This is a genomic window from Sphingobium sp. Ant17, from assembly GCF_000588875.1.
Classification (GTDB): Bacteria; Pseudomonadota; Alphaproteobacteria; order Sphingomonadales; family Sphingomonadaceae; genus Sphingobium.
Window position 1 is genome coordinate 1 of sequence record NZ_JEMV01000031.1, and the last position, 19,221, is coordinate 19,221.

General features: G+C 62.5%; 14 protein-coding genes, 1 tRNA gene and 1 pseudogene. 10 read left to right on the forward strand and 6 right to left on the reverse strand.

The genetic code is table 11. The features are described from left to right. Positions 1 to 101: 101 nt before the first annotated feature. Together BF95_RS14420 and BF95_RS14425 are read right to left on the reverse strand one after the other, a co-directional pair. Positions 102 to 602 (reverse strand): helix-turn-helix domain-containing protein, encoded by a 501-nt coding sequence (locus BF95_RS14420; RefSeq protein WP_051520034.1) that lies wholly within the window; start codon positions 600 to 602, stop codon positions 102 to 104. A 230-nt stretch (positions 603 to 832) separates the two neighbouring features. After that, positions 833 to 909 (reverse strand) — tRNA-Pro (locus tag BF95_RS14425). Between the two features lie 186 nt (positions 910 to 1,095). Here BF95_RS14425 and yajC point away from each other — a divergent pair. Genes yajC through BF95_RS14445 form a run of 4 tightly spaced genes read left to right on the forward strand, consistent with a single transcriptional unit; the run spans position 1,096 to position 4,444 of the window. Beyond that, positions 1,096 to 1,431 carry a preprotein translocase subunit YajC gene (gene yajC, locus BF95_RS14430; protein ID WP_043152120.1) on the forward strand — a complete coding sequence of 112 codons (336 nt, stop codon included), beginning with the start codon at positions 1,096 to 1,098 and terminating at the stop codon, positions 1,429 to 1,431. Between the two features lie 8 nt (positions 1,432 to 1,439). After that, positions 1,440 to 3,038, forward strand: coding sequence for a protein translocase subunit SecD (secD, locus tag BF95_RS14435; protein WP_043152121.1), 1,599 nt, complete (start codon positions 1,440 to 1,442; stop codon positions 3,036 to 3,038). Between the two features lie 21 nt (positions 3,039 to 3,059). After that, a complete protein-coding gene (gene secF / locus BF95_RS14440) occupies positions 3,060 to 4,046 on the forward strand; it encodes a protein translocase subunit SecF (protein WP_043152122.1) in 987 nt (328 codons plus the stop codon). Between the two features lie 20 nt (positions 4,047 to 4,066). Beyond that, on the forward strand, positions 4,067 to 4,444 hold the full coding sequence (locus BF95_RS14445; protein WP_081764171.1) for an Mth938-like domain-containing protein: 378 nt from the start codon (positions 4,067 to 4,069) through the stop codon (positions 4,442 to 4,444). Between the two features lie 69 nt (positions 4,445 to 4,513). On the opposite strand, the gene BF95_RS14450 is transcribed toward BF95_RS14445, so the two are convergent. Continuing rightward, entirely contained in the window at positions 4,514 to 7,900 is a 3,387-nt protein-coding gene (locus BF95_RS14450; RefSeq protein WP_043152124.1) for an autotransporter domain-containing protein, read from the reverse strand. Positions 7,901 to 8,235: 335 nt separating this feature from the next. On the opposite strand from BF95_RS14450, the pseudogene BF95_RS14455 reads away from it, so the two are divergent. The 3 genes and pseudogenes from BF95_RS14455 (at position 8,236) to BF95_RS14465 (ending at position 11,609) form a co-directional block, all read left to right on the forward strand. Continuing rightward, positions 8,236 to 9,356, forward strand: a pseudogene (locus BF95_RS14455) (Ppx/GppA phosphatase family protein). Beyond that, positions 9,353 to 10,057 carry an RlmE family RNA methyltransferase gene (locus tag BF95_RS14460; protein WP_043152125.1) on the forward strand — a complete coding sequence of 235 codons (705 nt, stop codon included), beginning with the start codon at positions 9,353 to 9,355 and terminating at the stop codon, positions 10,055 to 10,057. Before BF95_RS14455 ends, BF95_RS14460 begins: the two are co-directional and overlap by 4 nt. A gap of 43 nt (positions 10,058 to 10,100) precedes the next feature. Beyond that, positions 10,101 to 11,609: a YifB family Mg chelatase-like AAA ATPase gene (locus tag BF95_RS14465; protein WP_043152127.1), complete on the forward strand. Its 1,509-nt coding sequence runs from the start codon at positions 10,101 to 10,103 to the stop codon at positions 11,607 to 11,609. Positions 11,610 to 11,656: 47 nt separating this feature from the next. On the opposite strand, the gene BF95_RS14470 is transcribed toward BF95_RS14465, so the two are convergent. The 3 genes from BF95_RS14470 to BF95_RS14480 all read right to left on the reverse strand — a co-directional run bounded on the left by BF95_RS14470 (position 11,657) and on the right by BF95_RS14480 (position 15,640). Continuing rightward, a complete protein-coding gene (locus BF95_RS14470; protein WP_043152128.1) occupies positions 11,657 to 12,034 on the reverse strand; it encodes a bactofilin family protein in 378 nt (125 codons plus the stop codon). Then, positions 12,015 to 13,046: a M23 family metallopeptidase gene (locus BF95_RS14475; RefSeq protein ID WP_152542738.1), complete on the reverse strand. Its 1,032-nt coding sequence runs from the start codon at positions 13,044 to 13,046 to the stop codon at positions 12,015 to 12,017. The genes BF95_RS14470 and BF95_RS14475 overlap by 20 nt, the downstream gene beginning before the upstream one ends. Before the next feature lie 311 nt (positions 13,047 to 13,357). Then, positions 13,358 to 15,640, reverse strand: coding sequence for a putative bifunctional diguanylate cyclase/phosphodiesterase (locus tag BF95_RS14480; RefSeq protein WP_043152130.1), 2,283 nt, complete (start codon positions 15,638 to 15,640; stop codon positions 13,358 to 13,360). Between the two features lie 366 nt (positions 15,641 to 16,006). On the opposite strand from BF95_RS14480, the gene rpsL reads away from it, so the two are divergent. From rpsL to fusA, 3 genes are all read left to right on the forward strand, one after another. Beyond that, positions 16,007 to 16,378 carry a 30S ribosomal protein S12 gene (gene rpsL / locus BF95_RS14485; protein WP_026002556.1) on the forward strand — a complete coding sequence of 124 codons (372 nt, stop codon included), beginning with the start codon at positions 16,007 to 16,009 and terminating at the stop codon, positions 16,376 to 16,378. Positions 16,379 to 16,393: 15 nt separating this feature from the next. Beyond that, entirely contained in the window at positions 16,394 to 16,864 is a 471-nt protein-coding gene (gene rpsG / locus BF95_RS14490) for a 30S ribosomal protein S7 (RefSeq protein WP_037472408.1), read from the forward strand. A gap of 172 nt (positions 16,865 to 17,036) precedes the next feature. Then, entirely contained in the window at positions 17,037 to 19,109 is a 2,073-nt protein-coding gene (gene fusA, locus BF95_RS14495; protein WP_043152131.1) for an elongation factor G, read from the forward strand. Positions 19,110 to 19,221: the final 112 nt, after the last annotated feature.

Here is a 19,221-nt window from a genome sequence, read left to right on the forward strand (position 1 = left end):
CCCGCCGGTGCCGGCGCGAGACCGCAATCGAAGCGGCGTCGACTACATGGCTGGTGACCCAAACCGACTCTGAGCTCCCTCAGACCGCTATCCAACTCTCATCATGGAATCTTTTTGAAGTCCTCCATCGCATATTCGTTCTGGGCATGGTGACGTGGGCGTGCCGTCAATTTGACATAGCCCAGCTTTTTCAATTCTCGCCCTACGGTCGTTTCCGTCAGAGAAACCCCAAATTCGTCATGAAGCCACCGCGCCAGGTCGATCAGCCGCCAACGCACAACTCCATGGATCGCTGGTATCGGTCCACTTTCAACGACCTCCGCGAGCGCTTGGCGCTGGGTATCATTCAGCAAGGGCGGCTTGCCTGGGGCCTTGCCGTCAAGGAGASCCGCTGGACCTCGGGCGTTGAACCGCACCACCCAATCCCGCACGATCTGCAGGGTCACTCCGCCGATGCGCGCGGCATCGCTGCGGTTCGCGCCATCATAGATTTCCGCCAAAGCTAGCAGTCGGCGTCCCTGGTTCGCGCTCTTTGTCGTCCGCGCCAGTCGCCTCAAGCCCGCTGCATCAAAGTCGTCTCGCAATCCAATCGCTGCACCCATGACAATGCCCTCCAACCCGAAGACATAGATTCATAGTTTCGCCGCTTTGGGAATCCCCCACGTGAGTCAGCATCACGGACGGATGGTATTACTTCGCGCGCACATGGGCGAAGCAAGCAGCTTTCGCCGCACATTCAATTCGCTATCGATGCTGAATATCGCCTCGCGCGTTTGCGCTTGGGAGATTTTCGGGCGTCCGTCCCCCGGACGGCCGCAATTTCCGAAAATCTTGGTCGGGACGAGAGGATTCGAACCTCCGACCCCCACACCCCCAGTGTGATGCGCTACCAGGCTGCGCTACGTCCCGACCGGAGGAGCGCCTTTAGAAGGCGTTGCGGCAAGTTGCAAGGGATTCGATGCAGGCTTTTGCGCCCATGTGCGATTCCCTAATCATATTGCCTCCGCCATCGCATCTGTGGTAGCCGCCCGGCCTTGATCCGCCGGTGCCCCATGCGTCGCGCGGCCGACAGACATATAGGCGAAAGTCCCACCCATGTTCATATCGACAGCCTTTGCCCAGACCGCCGGCGGTGAAGCCTCCGGTGCCGGAATCCTGGTGCAGATGGCACCGCTGGTCCTGATCTTCGTCGTTTTCTATTTCCTGCTGATCCGTCCGCAGCAAAAGAAGATGAAAGAGCATAAGGCCAAGATCGACGCAGTGAAGAAGGGCGACCAGGTCGTCACCGGCGGCGGTTTGATCGGCAAGGTCGTGCGCGTCGATGACATCTATGCCGATGTCGAACTGGCACCGGGCATGAAGGTCAAGGCGGTCAAGTCGACCCTGACCGACGTGATCGACCCGACGACTGCCAAGCCCGCGAACGACTGACCCCAACGATGCTCAATTTCTCGCGTGCGGCGGTGATCGCGATCATCCTGCCCCTGTTGATCGGCGTGCTGTGCGCGGTGCCGAGCTTCCTGCCCGACGCCACCGTGGCCCGGCTGCCCGGTTTCATGCAGACGCGGGTCAACCTTGGCCTCGACCTGTCGGGCGGCAGCCATTTGCTGCTCGAAGCCTCGACGCAGGATGTCGCCAGGCAGCGGCTCGTCAATATGGAGGAGCAGGTTCGGACCGAATTGCGCCGGGGTGACCCGCGCATCGCGATCGGCGATATCTCCAGCCGCGACGGGAAGCTGAGCTTCATGGTGCGCGATCCTGCCCAAGTGGATGCCGCCGTCGAGCGTATCCGCCCGCTGACGCAGGGCGCGGGACTGACCGGCCAGCGCGATTTCGACGTGGCGGTTGTGAACAGCCAGACCGTGACGATCACCCCGACCAATGCGGGCATCGACAATGCCGTCAAGAGTACGATGGAAGTCGCGACCGAGGTGATCCGCAAGCGCATCGACGAAATGGGCACGCGCGAACCGACGATCCAGCAGCAGGGCAGCAATCGCATCGTCGTGCAGGTGCCGGGGCTGCAAGACCCCAAGGCGCTCAAGGATCTGCTGGGCCAGACCGCCAAGCTGGAATTCAAGCTGGTCGATACGACCGCCAATCCGTCCGAAGTGGCGCAGGGCCGTGCCCCGGTGGGCAGCGAAGTATTGCCTTATCTCGATAATCCGTCGGGCGTGCCGTTGATCGCGGTCAAGCGTCAGGTGATGGTGTCGGGCGACGAATTGACCGACGCGACGCAGGGCTATGACCAGAATAACCAGGCGATCGTCAACATCCGCTTCAACAGTTCGGGCGGCCGCAAATTCGGGCAGGTGACGTCGCAGAATGTCAATCGTCCGTTCGCGATCATCCTCGACGGCAAGGTGCTGTCAGCACCCAATATCAACGAACCGATCCTGGGCGGCAGCGCGCAGATCAGTGGCAATTTCACGGTCGAGAGCGCCAACCAGTTGGCGATCGCGTTGCGCTCGGGCAAGCTGCCGGTCACTTTCGCAGTAGTTGAGGAACGCACGGTCGGACCGGGCTTGGGGGCGGATTCGATTCGCGCCGGCCTGATCGCGTCGATCATCGCGGTGGTCGCGGTCGCGATCTTCATGTTCTTAAGCTATGGCCGCTTTGGCATGTATGCCAATCTGGCCGTCGCCATCAACGTCGCGGTTATCCTGGGCGTGATGGGCATATTGGGCGCGACGCTGACGCTGCCGGGCATTGCCGGTTTCGTGCTGACGATCGGCACTGCGGTCGACGCCAACGTGCTGATCTATGAACGGATTCGCGAAGAGCGGCGGCGCGGGCGCAATGTCGTTCAGGCGATCGAACATGGCTATAAGGAAGCCAGCCGCACCATTTTCGAGGCGAACGTGACCCATGCCATTGCGGGCGGGATCATGCTGGCGCTGGGGTCGGGGCCAGTCAAGGGCTTCGCCATCGTGCTGCTGATCGGCATCGCGACCAGCGTGTTCACCGCTGTTACCTTCACCCGCGTGATCGTCGCCAACTGGGTGCGCCGCACCCGGCCGACGGACATCCATATTTAAGAGGGGCGGGAGGACACACCCATGAAACTTCTAAAGCTCGTCCCCGACAATACGAACATTGGCTTCGTCGCTATACGGAAGTGGGCGTTTGCGCTCACTGCCCTGCTGACGGTGCTCGCCGTCGGCGCTACGGCCTATAAAGGCCTCAATATGGGCGTCGATTTCGTCGGCGGCCTCATGATCGAAGCGAAATTCCCGCAAAATGTCGAAACCGACAAGGTGCGCACGACCATCGCCTCGCTCGATGTCGGTGAAAGCTCGCTGCAGCAGTTCGGTGATCCCAAGACGGTGCAGATCCGCCTGCCATTGCCCGCGCAGGGCGGGGCCGGAGCGGCCAATGCGGTCGTGGAAAAGACCCGCAATGCGATGACCGCGCAATTCCCCGGCGTCACCTTCTCCCGCTACGACACGGTGTCGGGCAAGGTGTCGGGCGAGCTGATCCAGAATGGCATCCTGGCAGTCGTGCTCGCGATCCTGGGCATCGCGGTGTTCAGCTGGTTCCGCTATGAATGGCAGTTCGGCGTGTCGACCTTCGTCGCAATCGTCCACGACGTTCTCATGACGCTCGGCTTCTTTGCGGTGACGCAGTTGGAGTTTGACCTCAATATCGTGGCCGCCGTGCTGACGATCGTGGGTTATTCGATCAACGACAAGATGGTGATCGACGACCGTATCCGCGAGAATATGCGCAAATATCGCAAGATGGACATGAAGGCGCTGATCGACCTGTCCGTCAATGAAACGCTGCCGCGCACGGTGATGACGTCGGTGACGATCATGTTGGCGCTCGGTGCGTTGCTGCTGTTCGGCGGCCATGTGCTGCGCGGCTTCACTGCGGCGATGATGCTGGGCATCATCGTTGGCACCTATTCGTCGGTCTATGTGTCGTCCTCGCTGCTGATCTCGCTGGGCCTTTCCCCGATGTCGTCGGAAAAGAAGGCCGCCAAGGCGAACCTCGCGTCGCAGGCCGAGCGGGTCGGGCCGCGCGATGATGGGGCCAAGCCCTGAGCGAGGAACGGCGTACCGGCATGGAATCGCGCCGCGACGATAGCGGGCAGGGGCCGATCGTCACCGGTTTTGCCGGGCGCGGTTTCCGGGTGCGCGACGATCTGTTTCCCAACGGCCTGTTGCTCAGCCCCGTGCGGGCGATGGCCTGGGACGATGCACCGACAGTCGACGCGCTGACGCTGGCGGCACTGGGCGACCTGCTGGACGGCGATCCGCGTCCTGAATTTCTGTTACTGGGCACAGGGGCCGGACTGCGCCAGCCACCGCGGGCCTTTGTGCGCGATCTGGAGGCCAAGGGGATCGGCCTGGAGGCGATGGACAGCCGGGCCGCCGCGCGTGCCTGGGGTGTATTACGGGCCGAGGAACGGTCGATCGTCGCGGCGCTGCTGCCGCTCTGAACGGCGGGTTGAGGGATACAAAAAGGGCCGCCCGGTGGGGCGGCCCTTTTTGTTGGCGGATGGAGCGGATCAGAAGTGGATCTTCACGCCCGCACGATAGCTTTGATAGCTGATGTCCTTGCGCCAGACCGTCGTATCGGCGGTCAGGTTGAGGTCGACAGAGCCAGCCCGGATGGTCAGGCCACCGCCGATCTCACCCCAATTCTTGTCGGAGCCACCCAAGGCGAAGGGCGCGAGGCTGCCCGTACCCCCGACCAGATTGGCGAGGAAGAAAGCCGGTTGGTCGTTGAACTCATGGACATAATTGGCGGTGAGATAGGGTTTGAACCCGCCCGTATTCGCCTTGACCGTCGCGCCCAGGCGACCCTGCGCGCTGCGGATCGCGTGGCGCTTGATCACCAGCGCGGCGTCGCCGCCATATTCCGCGAGGTTGCCCGAGCTGATATAGGCCCCGCGCAGCGCCGCGCGAGGAACGATGCTGAACGCATCGCTGCCCAATGCCTTGCTGAGGCCGAGTTCGCTCGACAGCGCCAGTTCCTGGTCGCTGCCATAGAGGGTGTAGGGGGTAATGCCGACCGCGAAGGACCGGCGCGAACGGGTTGCCATGGTGCCCGCGCTGCCGACCGCATCCAGCTTGATGCCGCCAAGATCGAACGCGCCATAGACGGTGCCCTGATAGAGGCGTGCCCGGCTCCAATCATTGGCCCCAGTATTGCCCTTCAACTCGCTGAAAGAGGCAGACAGGCCGATGACGCCGGTGTCGCCGAACGCCTTTTCGATGCCAGCGGCCATATACCAGCCGTCGAACTGGTCGCGGCCAAGCGGCGTGGCGGTCCGCATCGGCGCGCTGTCGCCGTCGATATAGCCACCCGCCAGGAAGGCGCTGACGTCATCGGGCAATACGCCTTCGCGCGTCATCATATCGTTGCTGCCGCCCTGCGCCATGCCCAGGTCGATATTGTTGAGGCTGGCGGCGGCCAGTTGCAGCGGCTGGCCGGTCATGGTCAGCGTGCCGCCCATCGCCCCGCCATCGAGCTTCGTCAGGCGGTCGCGATAGAAGCGCGCCATATTGTCGTTCAGCACTTCGGACATCGACGTCTTGAGCGTCTCGGTGCGCGGCGCCATCGCTTCGAAGTTCGCCTGGACCCCGGCCACGCTCAGCAAATCCGCCTCGCCATAGAGATTGGCATAGGTGGCGGAGCGCGACCGGTTCTGGTCGAGCAGCTGGGCAAAGCTGGTCTGGTTCGGCGCAGCGCGATTGACGACATCGGCATAAAGACCCGCATCGATCCGCACGCTGACGCTGTTGGGGCCATAGAATAGAACCGGCTTCAACACGGCCGACAGATTGGTCGGCGCGGCAAAGCTGCCATCCACGCCGCCCTCTGCTGTCAGGAAGGTATAGCTGTTGCCGGCGCGGATCCGGGCACCGGTCGCGGCACCAAAGGCCACGCGGCCGCCCAATGCGGCGATGCCGTTGAGGGGGTCGCCGACCGCGAGCGGCGCTAGGTCGCCATCGGCTTCCACGAACTGCGTCGCCCGAACCGCCAGCACGTCCGATACGCCATTGGCACCCAGATCGATCTGCAATGTGCTGCCCGACGAGAGCAGCGCATTGCCTTCGATGCCGAGCGTTCCGATCGTACCGACCCCGCCGGGCGCGATCGTGCCCAGCACGTTGGTGAAATAGGGTGCGCGCACTATTCCCTTGCCCGACAACAGGCCGGTCATGAGGAAATAGTCGCCCGGCGTCTCGACCGTGCCATCGACATTCATCACACCGGACAGATGGGCAATGTCCATCAGGCTGGTCAGCGATCCGCTGGCGGTGACGTCAAGCGCGGCACCCGTGCCTGCGATCGTGAAACGATCGACGGTGGCGACCGTGTTGAGCGTGGTCTTGCCCGCTGCGCTGAGCGTCACGTCATAATAGCGGCCGATCACCCCCTGAGCGGCAAGCGGGTCGATATTGTTCGGCACGAAGCTCGTCGCGCCGGGCAAGCCGTTCGCCAAGGTGGGCGTGGGTAGAGCCGCAACACTGACATCTTCCGCCTGCGCCTCCTGCACCGCGCCGGTGGGCAGGGTGACATTCTCAGCATTGGGGCTGCGTTCGGCGATCTCCACCTTGCCCTTATTGTTGCTGACCACGGTAGAGCCGGTGGTGGTGCCAGCCGCGTCCGCAACAACGGGTTCGCCATCGATGATCAGCGTGTCGGTGCCGACATCATAGCATAGATCGTCCGGCCCATCATTGGGCTGGTAGCAGATCTGACCGAATTTCTGCGTGCTGTCCTGCCCGAACGCGCCGGCGCCCGGCGTCGTGGGCACGCCGTTCACCAGCGCGCCATTGCTGTCGATCACGCGATAATTGGGGTCGAGCGCGGTCACCCAATGGTCAGGATCGCTCCACAGGCCGTCCCCTGCCTTCGCGGTGGCATAGCGATAGGGGTTGTTCTGGGCGATCCAGTCCCAGAACAGATAGAGCGGCTGGTAGAAGGACGAGCCTCCATAGGAGCTTTGCGGCTGTTCGAGGAAATAGCGGCTGCCGCCGGAAAGAACGCCGATGATCGTCTTTTCGTTGAAGGCCTGATCCAGGATCAGCGGGCCGCCCGAATCGCCGCCTGCGGTGCTGCCTTCATTGGGCAGCGCATCATCCTTGAACAGGTTGAAGTCGAACGGATTTTCCCGGGTCGGATCATCGAAATCGGTGTGATAGAGATTTTGGGTATAGCCGCCCGGTGCGCCAAACAGGAACGCATCGATATCATCGAGCGAGCCGAGCAACCCAAGGAAGTTTTCCGCCGTCTTGCGACGGAAGTCGATGCCTGCACTGGACCCGGTCGTCCCGCTGCCGGTGCGACCATAGCCCGTGATCGTCACATGATAGCCGGTGCCCGACGTCTCGCTGATCGCCGAAGGCGCGGACAAGGCGGAAAAGAGCATCGTCCAGGTCGGCACGTCCGACGCAGGCGTGTCGAGCGTCGCCATCGCCACGTCGCCATAGAGGAAGCTCAACGCCGGCGGATCCAGCGAGTCGGGATGATAGGCGATATTGTTGACGTTATAGACGCTCAACGCCGTGTTGGTCTGGAAGCCATTGCTCAGCCAGTCGATCAGGCCCGGACGGGCGTTGTTCTGGAAGGCGAAGGCGACCGGCACACCGTCATTGACGGTGCTATAGTCAGGGGTGTCGAGGTCGTTGACGCAGTGGGCGGCAAAGATGACGGTGCGCGGATTGACCAGTGTACCGGTGCACACGAAGCCGTCGGCCCGATACATGATGCCGACGCCGTTGACGTCGCTACCATCGACGATATCCGACGGGCTTTTGCTGTCGTTCGGTACGACGGCGTGGGCCAGTGGCGCAAAGCCCAGAGCGGCCACAGCTGCCGACGCCAAAAGGCCGGTACGACCGGCGCGCGCAAGTAAGCGCGCACCATTCTTGCGAATGTGCATGACGATAACTCCCCAAAGACCTGATCTCAAGCTATGTCAGCAACAGGACGAACACAATGTAGCAAATTTGAAACTTCTCCTCTGTTTCAAAAAGGTCACATGTTGATCCCTGCCCCGGGAGATTCTGTTGTAGAATGACGCAAATCTGGGTCTTGGGCGCTACGCTACTCGGCCGCCCGTGTACGCTACTTCATGACAATGGCCGTTAACTTTAACATGGCTCAGTTTTTCGTCGGTCGAGGGCGTCCCTTGCGCAACCGCGCCGATCCGCTTAAGCATAGCATCAAGTTCCGGCTTCCCCATGAAGCTGGCGAAAAACAGAAGTGAGTTTCGGCATGGTGCAGCAGAGCCGCCCATCGCCGCAGAGTTCCGGTCCGACCGGTGGTTTTTCGGGCAAGCGTGTCCGATCCGGTCAGGGCAATGGGAGCAAGGCTGCGGCCATTCCTCCCCCGTCACCATCGCGGGGTTCTGCGCCCCATGGCGTGCGTGAGCGGCGATCCTATGCCGCGATCGACCTTGGCACCAATAATTGCCGCTTGCTCATCGCCAAGCCATCGGCCGACGGCTTCATCGTCGTCGATGCCTTTTCGCGCATCGTGCGACTGGGCGAAGGGCTGGCATCGACCGGGCGGATCAGCGACGCCGCGATCGATCGCGCCATTGCCGCGCTGTCCGTCTGCGCCGACAAGTTGCGCCGCCGTCATGTGACGCTGGCCCGATCGGTCGCGACCGAAGCCTGTCGCCGCGCGTCCAATGGCACGGACTTCATCCAGCGCGTCTATCGCGAAACCGGCATCGCCCTCGACATCATCAGCGCGCAGGAAGAGGCGAGGCTGGCGGTGTTGGGTTGCCATGCGCTGTTGGAACCCGGCAACGGTCCGGCCTTGATCTTCGACATTGGTGGAGGATCGACCGAACTGGTACTAGTCGATTCAAATGGATCGGCAGGCGCCCCCCGTATCGTCGACTGGGTGAGCGCGCCTTGGGGCGTGGTGTCACTGACCGAAAGCGAAGCCTTCGACCATGGCGATCGGGACGAGCGTCTGGCTGCCTATGGCCGGATGCGCGCGCGGGTGAGCGAGGCCTTTGCCCCACTGGCCCGCCGCCTGCCGCAGGAACTGGACGACATCCGCCTGCTTGGTACGTCGGGCACGGTGACGACGCTCGCCAGCCTGCACCTCAACCTGCCGCGCTATGATCGCCAGGCGATCGACGGGCTGATTGTGCCATGCCAATCCATGCGGGCGATTTCCGAACGGCTCTCCACCATGGCGCTCGCCGAGCGGCAGAAGCTTCCCTGCATCGGCACCGAACGCGCTGATCTGGTGGTGGCAGCTGCGCCATATTGGAAGCGATCCTCGACATCTGGCCTGCCGAGCGGTTGGGCGTGGCCGATCGGGGGATTCGCGAAGGCATATTGCGCGGGCTGATGGACCGCGACGGGAGAGTGATGTGAGGGGCGCGGGCGCAGGGAAGGTGCGGGTCAAGACCGCCAAGGGGCGCACGGCGCAATCGGTGCGTTGGCTCGAACGGCATCTGAACGACCCTTATGTCCGCAAGGCGAAAGCGGAAGGCTGGCGCAGCCGCGCCGCGTTCAAGCTGATCGAACTGGATGAAAAATTCCATTTCGTGAAGGGATCGCGCGCGGTTGTCGATCTCGGCGTGGCACCAGGTGGCTGGTCGCAGGTGGTGCGCAAGCTGGCACCCAAAGCCGCCGTCGTCGGCATCGACCTGCTGCCGGTCGACGCGATCGAGGGCGTGACCCTGTTCGAAATGGACTTCATGGACGACAAGGCGCCTGACGTGCTGCGTGAGGCGCTGGGCGATGCGCCGGACCTCATCATTTCCGACATGGCGGCCAATACGGTCGGCCATGCCCAGACTGACCATCTGCGCACGATGGGGCTGGTCGAAGCGGCGGCCTGGTTCGCGGTCGAAAATCTGCGCAAGGGCGGGACATTCGTCGCCAAGGTGTTCGCCGGGGGCACCGATGGGGAGTTGCTAGTGCTGCTCAAGAAGAATTTTACGACGATCAAACATGCCAAGCCGCCTGCCAGCCGCAAGGGCAGCGTGGAATGGTATGTCGTGGCGCAGGGGTTCAAGGGGCGGCCCGATGAACCAGCGCGTGACCGGGCGGGCGATCCTGTAGAAGAATAGCCGCCGACAGGCTGGCGGGCGCGGAATAGGAATTGGGGGTCACTTGGTCGCAACGGTATCGACGGTCGCCTATCTGGGGCTGGAGGCGCGGGCCGTCGAGGTGCAGTGCCAACTGGTGCCAGGTCTCCCCAATTTCATCGTCGTAGGATTGCCCGACAAGGCGGTGGCCGAAAGCCGCGAGCGGGTGCGCAATGCGATTGCCGCCATCGGCCTGTCGCTGCCGCCCAAGCGGATTACCGTCAACCTGTCGCCCGCCGACCTGCCCAAGGAAGGATCGCATTTCGACCTGCCGATCGCGCTCGCCTTGCTCGGCGCGATGGGGGTGATCGATGCCGAAACGCTGTCGGGCTATGTCGTGGTCGGCGAACTGGGTCTGGACGGGCGCACCGCGCCGTCGCCCGGTGTGTTGCTGGCGGCGCTGCATGCGGGTGGGCAGGATATGGGGCTGGTCTGCCCGGTTGCGCAGGGGGCGGAAGCCGCCTGGGCGGGGCAGGTCGAGGTGATCGCCGCGCCCGACCTTTTGAGCCTGCTCAATCATTTCAAGGGGACATCGGCGCTCTCGCCGCCCCAACCCGGCGCGGTCGAGCCACCGGTGCGGACCTTGGACCTGAAACAGGTAAAGGGTCAGGAAGTCGCCAAGCGTGCGATCGAGATCGCGGCGGCGGGCGGGCATAATCTGCTGATGGTCGGGCCACCGGGCGCGGGTAAATCGCTGATGGCCGGGTGTCTTCCCGGAATATTGCCTGAGCTTACCCCGTCCGAGGCGCTGGAAACCTCGATGGTGGCGAGCGTGGCCGGGACGCTGGATGGCGGGCGGATCAGCCGGGCGCGGCCCTTCCGCCATCCCCATCATAGCGCATCGATGGCAGCGTTGGTGGGTGGCGGGCTCAAGGCGCGGCCGGGCGAGGTCAGCATGGCGCATCTGGGGGTCTTGTTCCTCGACGAATTGCCGGAATTTCAACGGGCGGTGCTCGATTCGCTGCGCCAGCCGCTGGAGACGGGCGAAGTGACGGTTGCGCGGGCGAATGCGCATGTGACTTTCCCGGCGCGGGTGCAGTTGATCGCGGCGATGAATCCGTGCCGGTGCGGGCATCTGGGTGATCCTGCGCTGGCCTGCTCACGCGCGCCGCGCTGCGCTGCCGACTATCAGGCCAAAGTGTCTGGCCCGCTGCTCGATCGTATCGACTTGCATGTCGAGGTGCAGGCAGTGAGCGCCGCCGATCTGGTCCTGCCACCGCCCGCCGAGGGATCGGACGAGGTCGCCGCGCGTGTCGCGGCGGCGCGCGACGTGCAGACGGCGCGCTATGCCGGGACGAAGGTGCGGACCAATGCCGAAGTGGATGGCGACGCGCTGGAGGCCTTTGCCGGCCCCGATGAAGCGGGACGGCAACTGCTGGCGCAGGCGGCCGCTGCAATGAAGCTGTCCGCGCGCGGCTATACGCGGGTGCTGAGAGTAGCCCGGACCATTGCGGACCTCGCCGGGTCGGAGCGGGTCGGACGGGTGCATGTCGCCGAAGCGCTCAGCTACCGGCGACGCGCACCGGTGAACTGAGGCGGATCACGCCGTCGGCATAACCGGTAACGCAAGGGCTGTTGAATCTAGCCGCCTTCGTTCGCGATCAGCTTGAGTTCGGCGGCAGGCGCATTGTCCTTATGCGCGAAATGTCCGTCGATCCGGCTACCTGCCTCGATCGTGATGCGTTCATAGCGAACATCGCCGGTGATCCGCGCGCTGCGCTCGACCACCAATTCTTCGGCCTTGATCGACCCATCCACCAACCCGGCGAGGCGCGCGCTTTGCGCGGTCACATGGCCGATGATCAGGCTGTCGGCGCCCTGGACAAGGGCGGCGCAACTGATGTCGCCCTCCACTACGCCATCGACATGCAGGTCGGCCGACGCGTTGATGTTGCCGCTGATCGTGACGTCGCCGCCGATCAGCGAGAAGGGCGTATTCTTAGCCCCGGTTGCCGACATCGGCGAAACGGGCCTTGGCGATTTGCTGGACTTGGAGAACATCCTGGGCAGCCTCCAGAAAACGGCGGGGGTTGATGGGCCGGTCGTTCTGCCGGACCTCGAAATGAAGATGGGTGCCGGTCGAACGACCGGTCGATCCCATGCCGCCGATCGTATCGCCGCGCGCCACCGCCTGCCCGACCTTGGCAGCAAAGCGTGACAGATGGGCGTAACGGGTCATCAGCCCGTTGCCATGCTCGACCTCGACGACATTACCATAGCCCTGCCGCTGGCCGACATAGCTGACCTTGCCGCGGGCAGCGGCGACGATCGGCTGGCCATGGCGGCCGGGGAAATCCATGCCTGCGTGGAAAGCGGCGTGGCCGTTGAACGGGTCGCGGCGATAGCCGTAGGAACTGGTTTCCATCGGTGCGAGCGTCGGCTTGCCCGAAGGGATCGACAGCAGGCTGCGTTCCAGAAACTCCATCCGCGCCAGCGCATCGGCCAGATGTTCCAGCTCTCCGGTCATCGCGCCCTTGCTGCCCTCCCAGGGGACGAAGGGGCCACCCTGCGCGCGGGCGGCGCTGCGGGCAAGATGGTCGGGGTTGAGTCCGAAGCTGCGGATGGCGGCGGCGGCCTTGTCAGCGCGACGCTCGACAGCCGCAGTCAACAGCAGGGCGAAACGGCGCTGACGCTGTTCGAGACGGACCAGGGAAGCGGCTTCGGGTGCCATGCTGATCTTGGCGGACGTTGTTGCGGCTTTACCGGACTTGTCGGCTTTGGTTGGTACGACAAGGTCCGAACGCGCGTCGCCTTCCGCACCGAAATGGGTTTTGTAGAGCGTGTCCATGAAGTCCTGTCGGGCTTCAAGATCCTGGGCCAAATCATCGACCGACTGGCGATAGCCCTTCACCTTGTCGGCGGCGGTGGCGATCGATTGGCCCTTGACGGCCAGAGCGGCGCGCTCTTGCGCCACCGACGCGCTATCGGCGATCATCGCCAAGGTTACGCCGCCCCAGCCAACCAGGGTCATCGTGAGGAGGCTAAGTGTCGCCAACTGCGCGCGGCGCGAGATGCGCAGGAACCGGACCTGGCCGCCCGATCGCAGGAAAATCTCGCGCTCCGGGCATAAGGCGGCAAGCCGTGCCCAGAGAGCGGAAGCCCTCGATTTTTGATGATGCGACAATGGCGACCCCGTGACTCTTTTCGAGTCGGGCCGATAGCAAAGCCATGGCGATCACGCGAATCCACCGTTACGCAGACGTGATGAGTCGAGCGATGCGCGGGACAAAATGATCGCAGCGGCATTTTGTTCCCCGCCAAATGTGTTTTTCTTGACGGCGCTCAGCAGTGGTTGGCGTGAACCCCCGATGCCAGCAACTGTGTGACCACAGATGCAGGCATGGCCGCCCCGAACTGATAGCCTTGGCCGTAATGGCATCCGCCCGCGCGCAGATAATCGACCTGGCGGCTGTTCTCCACACCCTCTGCAACCGTACGTATGCCGAGGCTGAAGGCCAGGTTCAGGACGGTGCGGACGATGGCGGCATCATCCGGGTCGGTTTCCAGGTCGCGCACGAAACTCTGGTCGATCTTGATGATGTCGATCGGAAATTGCTTCAGGTGCGACAGCGACGCATAGCCCGTGCCGAAATCGTCGAGCGCGATCGTGACACCGGCCTCGCTCAATCGGTTCAGCGCGCGTCCGACCCGTTCGGCGTTGCGACCCAAGAAAACCGATTCGGTCACTTCCAGTTCCACGGTCGATGGTGGCAATCCCGCCCTCGCCAGCCGTTCCAGTAACCGATCGGCAAACGCATCGTCATTAAGGTCGGCGCCCGAACCGTTGAAGGCGATGACCCCGGCGGACAGTCCCGCATCGCGCCAACGCACGCAATCGGCGATGATGCGGTCGATCATGAGCATCGTAATGTGCGGCCCCAGTTCGGGATGCTCGAAGGCTGACGCGATTTCACCGGGCATGATCACCTTGCCGTCGTCGGTCGGGCAGCGGAACAGCGCTTCGAACCCGACGATCGCGCCGGTGTCGAGCGCGATCTTGGGCTGATACCATGGGCAGGGCTGTTCATGCGTTAAGATATGCCGTGCCCGATCGAGCATCGCCGCTTCGCGCTCCCAGCTTTCGAGCAATTCGGGGCCGAACAATGTTGCGCGCCCCCGCCCGCTATTTTTCGCATCATAAAGGGCGATGTCAGCATGTTTGATCAAGGCGGTGACGTCGTCGCCATGGTCGGGGAAGAGCGCGATGCCGATGCTGACCCGACATTCGACCGGACGACCCCCATAAGTGAGCGGGGCGTTCAGATGCTGGGCAACGCGCTGGAGGATCGGTTGCAGTGAATCGGCATCCGGCAGGCGGGTGAGCAGCACAGCAAATTCATCGCCGCCCATGCGCGCGACCAGATCGCCCGGACGCAGCGCCTGCCGCAGGCGGTTGGCCACGGCGCAGAGCAGGGCATCCCCTGCATCATGGCCAGCCGTGTCATTGACGCGCTTGAACTCATCAAGATCGATCAGCAGTACCGCCAACTGCGCCCCTTTCTTGGACGCGGCCGTCGCATGCGTTACCGCTGCCAGGAAATGCGCGCGGTTCGCCAGACCCGTCAACGCGTCCGACATGGCCAGACGTTCCAGATTCTGCTCGCTTTCCTTGCGTTCGGTAATGTCCACCACGCTGGTCATGAAACAAGCTTCGCCATCGATGACGATCGGACGCGAAGACAGCAGCGCGTTGCGGATCGCCCCATCGCCGCGGCGCAGGCGACATTCGAAATTGTCGATCGCCTCCCCCTGTTGCAGCCGGTTGAACAGTTCATCCCGCAAGGGCAAGTCGACATAGGTTTGTTCGACATTGGCCAGCGATACGGTGCCGCCCGCCGAATAGGCATCCAGCGCGGCGCGATTGATACGCACGATGCTGCCATCGTAGCGCGTTACCAACAGCGGGAGCGGCACGGCCATGAACATATGTTCCAGCGTGTCCCGGCTGGTCGCGAGGGCAGCCTGGGCGTCCCGTGCCGCCAATCCCGCGGTCCACTCTTTCCGCTGGAGCCGATTGCTTCGTGCGATCGCGATCCACATGCCGAAATGAAGCATCACCATCGCCAGGATCATGCCCGGCATGGTGGCTGAAAGCGGTGCCGGCGCCAGATAGCCGATCAGCAGCGCGACGCCACAGGCCAGCCCGCCGCCGACATTGCCGCGAAAGCTGGTCGGTACGACGAGATAGAAGACCAATGGCAGCATCACCAGGACGAATACCGCGATGTCGCTGCGCGAACTGACCAGGAAAGCGACGCTGATCGCCGTAACCGCCTGCCAGGCAAAGGCGATGCGTTCGACCGCCCGAAAGCTGGTCATGCGATGGCTCACCGCCAGGCAGGCAAGCGACCAGAGGATGACGACGACGCGGGCAGGCACCGCAACCCAGAAATGGTCGGTTCCTGCAAAGCGCCAGTCGCTCATCAGGAACAAGGTGTTGAGGACTGCTGAGAGGGCAAACAGGATCTGCGCATGTCCGCGTGATTCGCGCAGGCGGCCTTCTTGAAAGATGCGTTCGCGATGAGGATCGCAAAATTCGCCGGTATAGGGGGAGAGGTCCGTCACATTTCGTCCATGAAAGCACCATATTGGTGACTAGCGCTAAAAATAGCGCGGACAGGGTTATCAAAACCCTAACCAGTTCCTGGTGATGCTTTGAAAATCAGGGCTCTACCAGTGTCGCCGTCGCGAGGCTTGACCCTTTGTCCGGGCCCAGCTATAGGCCCGGCTGCCCAGCGACCTGTCGCGTCGAGACTCGTCTTTTCTCGCCATTGCTGGGTGCTATTAGAGCTGAACATTGCCGGGTGCTCTTGCGGCTCCAGGGGGTTTTATGCCCACCGGGGCCTTTGCTGTTTGGATGACGTCTGTTTTCCAAGCGGCTCGCAACACGGGGATGCCACGGTAAAGTAACTGAAAAAGGTGAAGGGCTTCATGCCAACAATCAACCAGCTGGTCCGCAAGGGCCGCGAACCGCAGAAGGCCAAGTCCAAGGTCCCTGCCATGGATGCGAACCCGCAAAAGCGTGGCGTTTGCACCCGCGTCTATACGACGACTCCGAAAAAGCCGAACTCGGCGCTCCGCAAGGTGGCGAAGGTGCGTCTGGTCAACCAGCGCGAAGTCATCACCTATATTCCTGGTGAAGGCCATAACCTTCAGGAACATAGCGTTGTGCTGATCCGTGGCGGTCGTGTCCGCGATCTTCCCGGCGTGCGCTATCACGTTCTTCGCGGCGTTCTGGATACCCAGGGCGTCAAGGATCGTAAGCAGAGCCGTTCGAAGTACGGCGCGAAGCGTCCGAAGTAAGGGGAGACCAAGAATATGTCACGTCGTCGTCGCCCCGAAAAGCGCATCATCCTGCCCGATCCCAAATATGGCGATATCGTGCTGTCCAAGTTCATGAATTCCATCATGCAGGACGGTAAGAAAGCTGTTGCTGAGTCCATCGTCTATGGCGCTCTCGAAACTGTCGAGACCCGCGCCAAGAAGGACCCGATTGGCATGTTCCATGACGCGCTGAACAACATCAAGCCGGGCATCGAAGTTCGCAGCCGCCGCGTTGGCGGTGCGACCTATCAGGTTCCCGTCGAAGTGCGTCCCGAGCGCTCGCAGGCGTTGGCCATCCGTTGGCTGATCACCGCCGCGCGCAACCGCAGCGAAACCACGATGGCCGCGCGCCTGTCGGGTGAACTGATGGACGCCGCCAACAATCGCGGCAATGCCGTCAAGAAGCGCGAAGATACGCACCGGATGGCCGAAGCCAACCGTGCCTTCTCGCACTATCGCTGGTAACATACCGCTACTGGTAAAAGGCAAGCGGGCGTTTCCAATGTCCGCTTCGCTGTCCGGTTTCAAAAATTGGTCCGTTCGTCAGGGGTCTCTACCCATGGCGGACGGATTGGTTTAGGGGCCACCCAAGAACTCGAATCCCCAACCGCCGGTGCGCCGGCAACGGAGAAGCATCATGGCCCGCAGCCATCCGCTCGAACGCTATCGTAATTTTGGTATCATGGCGCATATTGACGCCGGCAAGACCACGACGACCGAGCGTATCCTTTACTACACCGGCAAGTCCTACAAGATCGGCGAAGTCCATGACGGCGCCGCGACGATGGACTGGATGGAACAGGAGCAGGAGCGTGGTATCACCATCACGTCGGCTGCGACCACCTGCATCTGGAACGACCACCGTCTGAACATCATCGACACCCCAGGCCACGTCGACTTCACCATCGAAGTCGAGCGTTCGCTGCGCGTACTCGATGGCGCGGTCGCCGCGTTCGACGGCGTTGCGGGCGTTGAGCCGCAGTCGGAAACGGTGTGGCGTCAGGCGGACAAGTATAAGGTTCCGCGGATGTGCTTCATCAACAAGCTCGACCGCACCGGTGCCAATTTCTATTATTGCGTGCAGACGATCATCGATCGCCTGGGTGCCATCCCCGCCGTTCTCTATCTCCCCATCGGTGCGGAGAGCGAGTTCAAGGGCCTGGTCGATCTGGTCGAAAACCGTGCGATCATCTGGAAGGATGAGAATCTCGGCGCTGAATTCTCCTATGAGGAAATTCCCGACGATCTCGCCGACAAGGCTGCCGAATATCGCGAAAAGCTGATCGAACTGGCCGTCGAGCAGGACGACGAGGCGATGGAAGCCTATCTCGAAGGCAATCTGCCCGACGTTGCGACGCTCAAGAAGCTGATCCGCAAGGGCACGCTGGCCCAGGCGTTCGTGCCCGTGCTGTGTGGTTCGGCGTTCAAGAACAAGGGCGTCCAGCCCCTGCTCGACGCGGTTGTCGACTATCTGCCTTCGCCGCTCGACATTGAGGACGTGCAGGGCATCAACCCCGACAACGACCAGCCCGACAGCCGTGCGACCGCAGATGATGCGCCGTTTGCTGGCCTGGCGTTCAAGATCATGAACGATCCGTTCGTCGGCTCGCTGACCTTCCTGCGCGTTTATTCGGGCACCCTGACCAAGGGCACCTATCTGAACTCGGTCAAGGACAAGAAGGAAAAGATCGGCCGCATGCTGCTGATGCATGCCAACAGCCGTGAAGATATCGATGCAGCCTATGCGGGCGACATCGTCGCGCTGGCCGGCATGAAGGAAACCACCACCGGGGATACGCTGTGCGCCGAGCGCCAGCCGATCATCCTGGAGCGGATGGAATTCCCTGAGCCGGTCATCGAATTGTCGGTGGAACCCAAGACCAAGGCCGACCAGGAAAAGATGGGCGTCGCGCTCAACCGTCTGGCCGCTGAGGATCCGTCCTTCCGCGTTTCGACCGATCACGAATCGGGCCAGACCATCATCAAGGGCATGGGCGAGCTTCACCTCGAAATCCTGGTCGACCGCATGAAGCGCGAGTTCAAGGTCGAGGCGAATGTTGGTGCGCCGCAGGTGGCCTATCGCGAATATCTCAAGAAGGCGGTCGACGTCGACTATACCCATAAGAAGCAGTCGGGCGGCACCGGCCAGTTCGGCCGCATCAAGGTGAAGGTCACGCCCGGCGAGCGCGGTGCGGGCATCATCTTCAAGGACGAGATCAAGGGCGGTAATATTCCCAAGGAATATATCCCCGCGATCGAAAAGGGCATGCGCGAAACGGCGGCCACCGGGTCGCTCATCGGCTTCCCGATCATCGATTTCGAGATCAACCTGTATGACGGCGCCTATCATGACGTCGACTCCTCGGCGCTGGCGTTCGAAATCACCGGTCGCGCGGCGATGCGTGAAGTCGCGCAGAAGTCGGGCATCACCCTGCTCGAACCGATCATGAAGGTCGAAGTGGTCAGCCCTGAGGAATATCTGGGCGACGTGATCGGCGACATGAACAGCCGTCGTGGCCAGATCCAGGGCACCGACACTCGTGGTAATGCACAGGTCGTCGAAGCGATGGTCCCGCTGGCCAACATGTTCGGCTATGTGAACTCGCTGCGTTCGTTCACCCAGGGGCGTGCGAACTATTCGATGACCTTCTCGCACTATGATGAAGTGCCGCAGAATGTTGCGGACGAAGTCAAGGCGAAGATGGCCTGATGAATTTCCCCAGCCGAGCCGTGCAAGCGGCTCGGTTAGGGGCTGGTAATCTGCAAATTTGCTGCTATGGACGCGCCTTCGCGAGGCGCGGCCGAGCGGTCAGACCCAAGCT

Excerpts from the sequence above, each read along its gene's own strand:
- rpsG (WP_037472408.1), top strand. The coding sequence starts at position 16,394 with ATGTCACGTCGTCGTCGCCCCGAAAAGCGCATCATCCTGCCCGATCCC.
- BF95_RS14470 (WP_043152128.1), bottom strand. The coding sequence starts at position 12,034 with ATGTCGGCAACCGGGGCTAAGAATACGCCCTTCTCGCTGATCGGCGGC.
- BF95_RS14445 (WP_081764171.1), top strand. The coding sequence starts at position 4,067 with ATGGAATCGCGCCGCGACGATAGCGGGCAGGGGCCGATCGTCACCGGT.
- secD (WP_043152121.1), top strand. The coding sequence starts at position 1,440 with ATGCTCAATTTCTCGCGTGCGGCGGTGATCGCGATCATCCTGCCCCTG.
- BF95_RS14450 (WP_043152124.1), bottom strand. The coding sequence starts at position 7,900 with ATGCACATTCGCAAGAATGGTGCGCGCTTACTTGCGCGCGCCGGTCGT.
- rpsL (WP_026002556.1), top strand. The coding sequence starts at position 16,007 with ATGCCAACAATCAACCAGCTGGTCCGCAAGGGCCGCGAACCGCAGAAG.
- secF (WP_043152122.1), top strand. The coding sequence starts at position 3,060 with ATGAAACTTCTAAAGCTCGTCCCCGACAATACGAACATTGGCTTCGTC.
- BF95_RS14475 (WP_152542738.1), bottom strand. The coding sequence starts at position 13,046 with ATGACCCTGGTTGGCTGGGGCGGCGTAACCTTGGCGATGATCGCCGAT.
- fusA (WP_043152131.1), top strand. The coding sequence starts at position 17,037 with ATGGCCCGCAGCCATCCGCTCGAACGCTATCGTAATTTTGGTATCATG.
- yajC (WP_043152120.1), top strand. The coding sequence starts at position 1,096 with ATGTTCATATCGACAGCCTTTGCCCAGACCGCCGGCGGTGAAGCCTCC.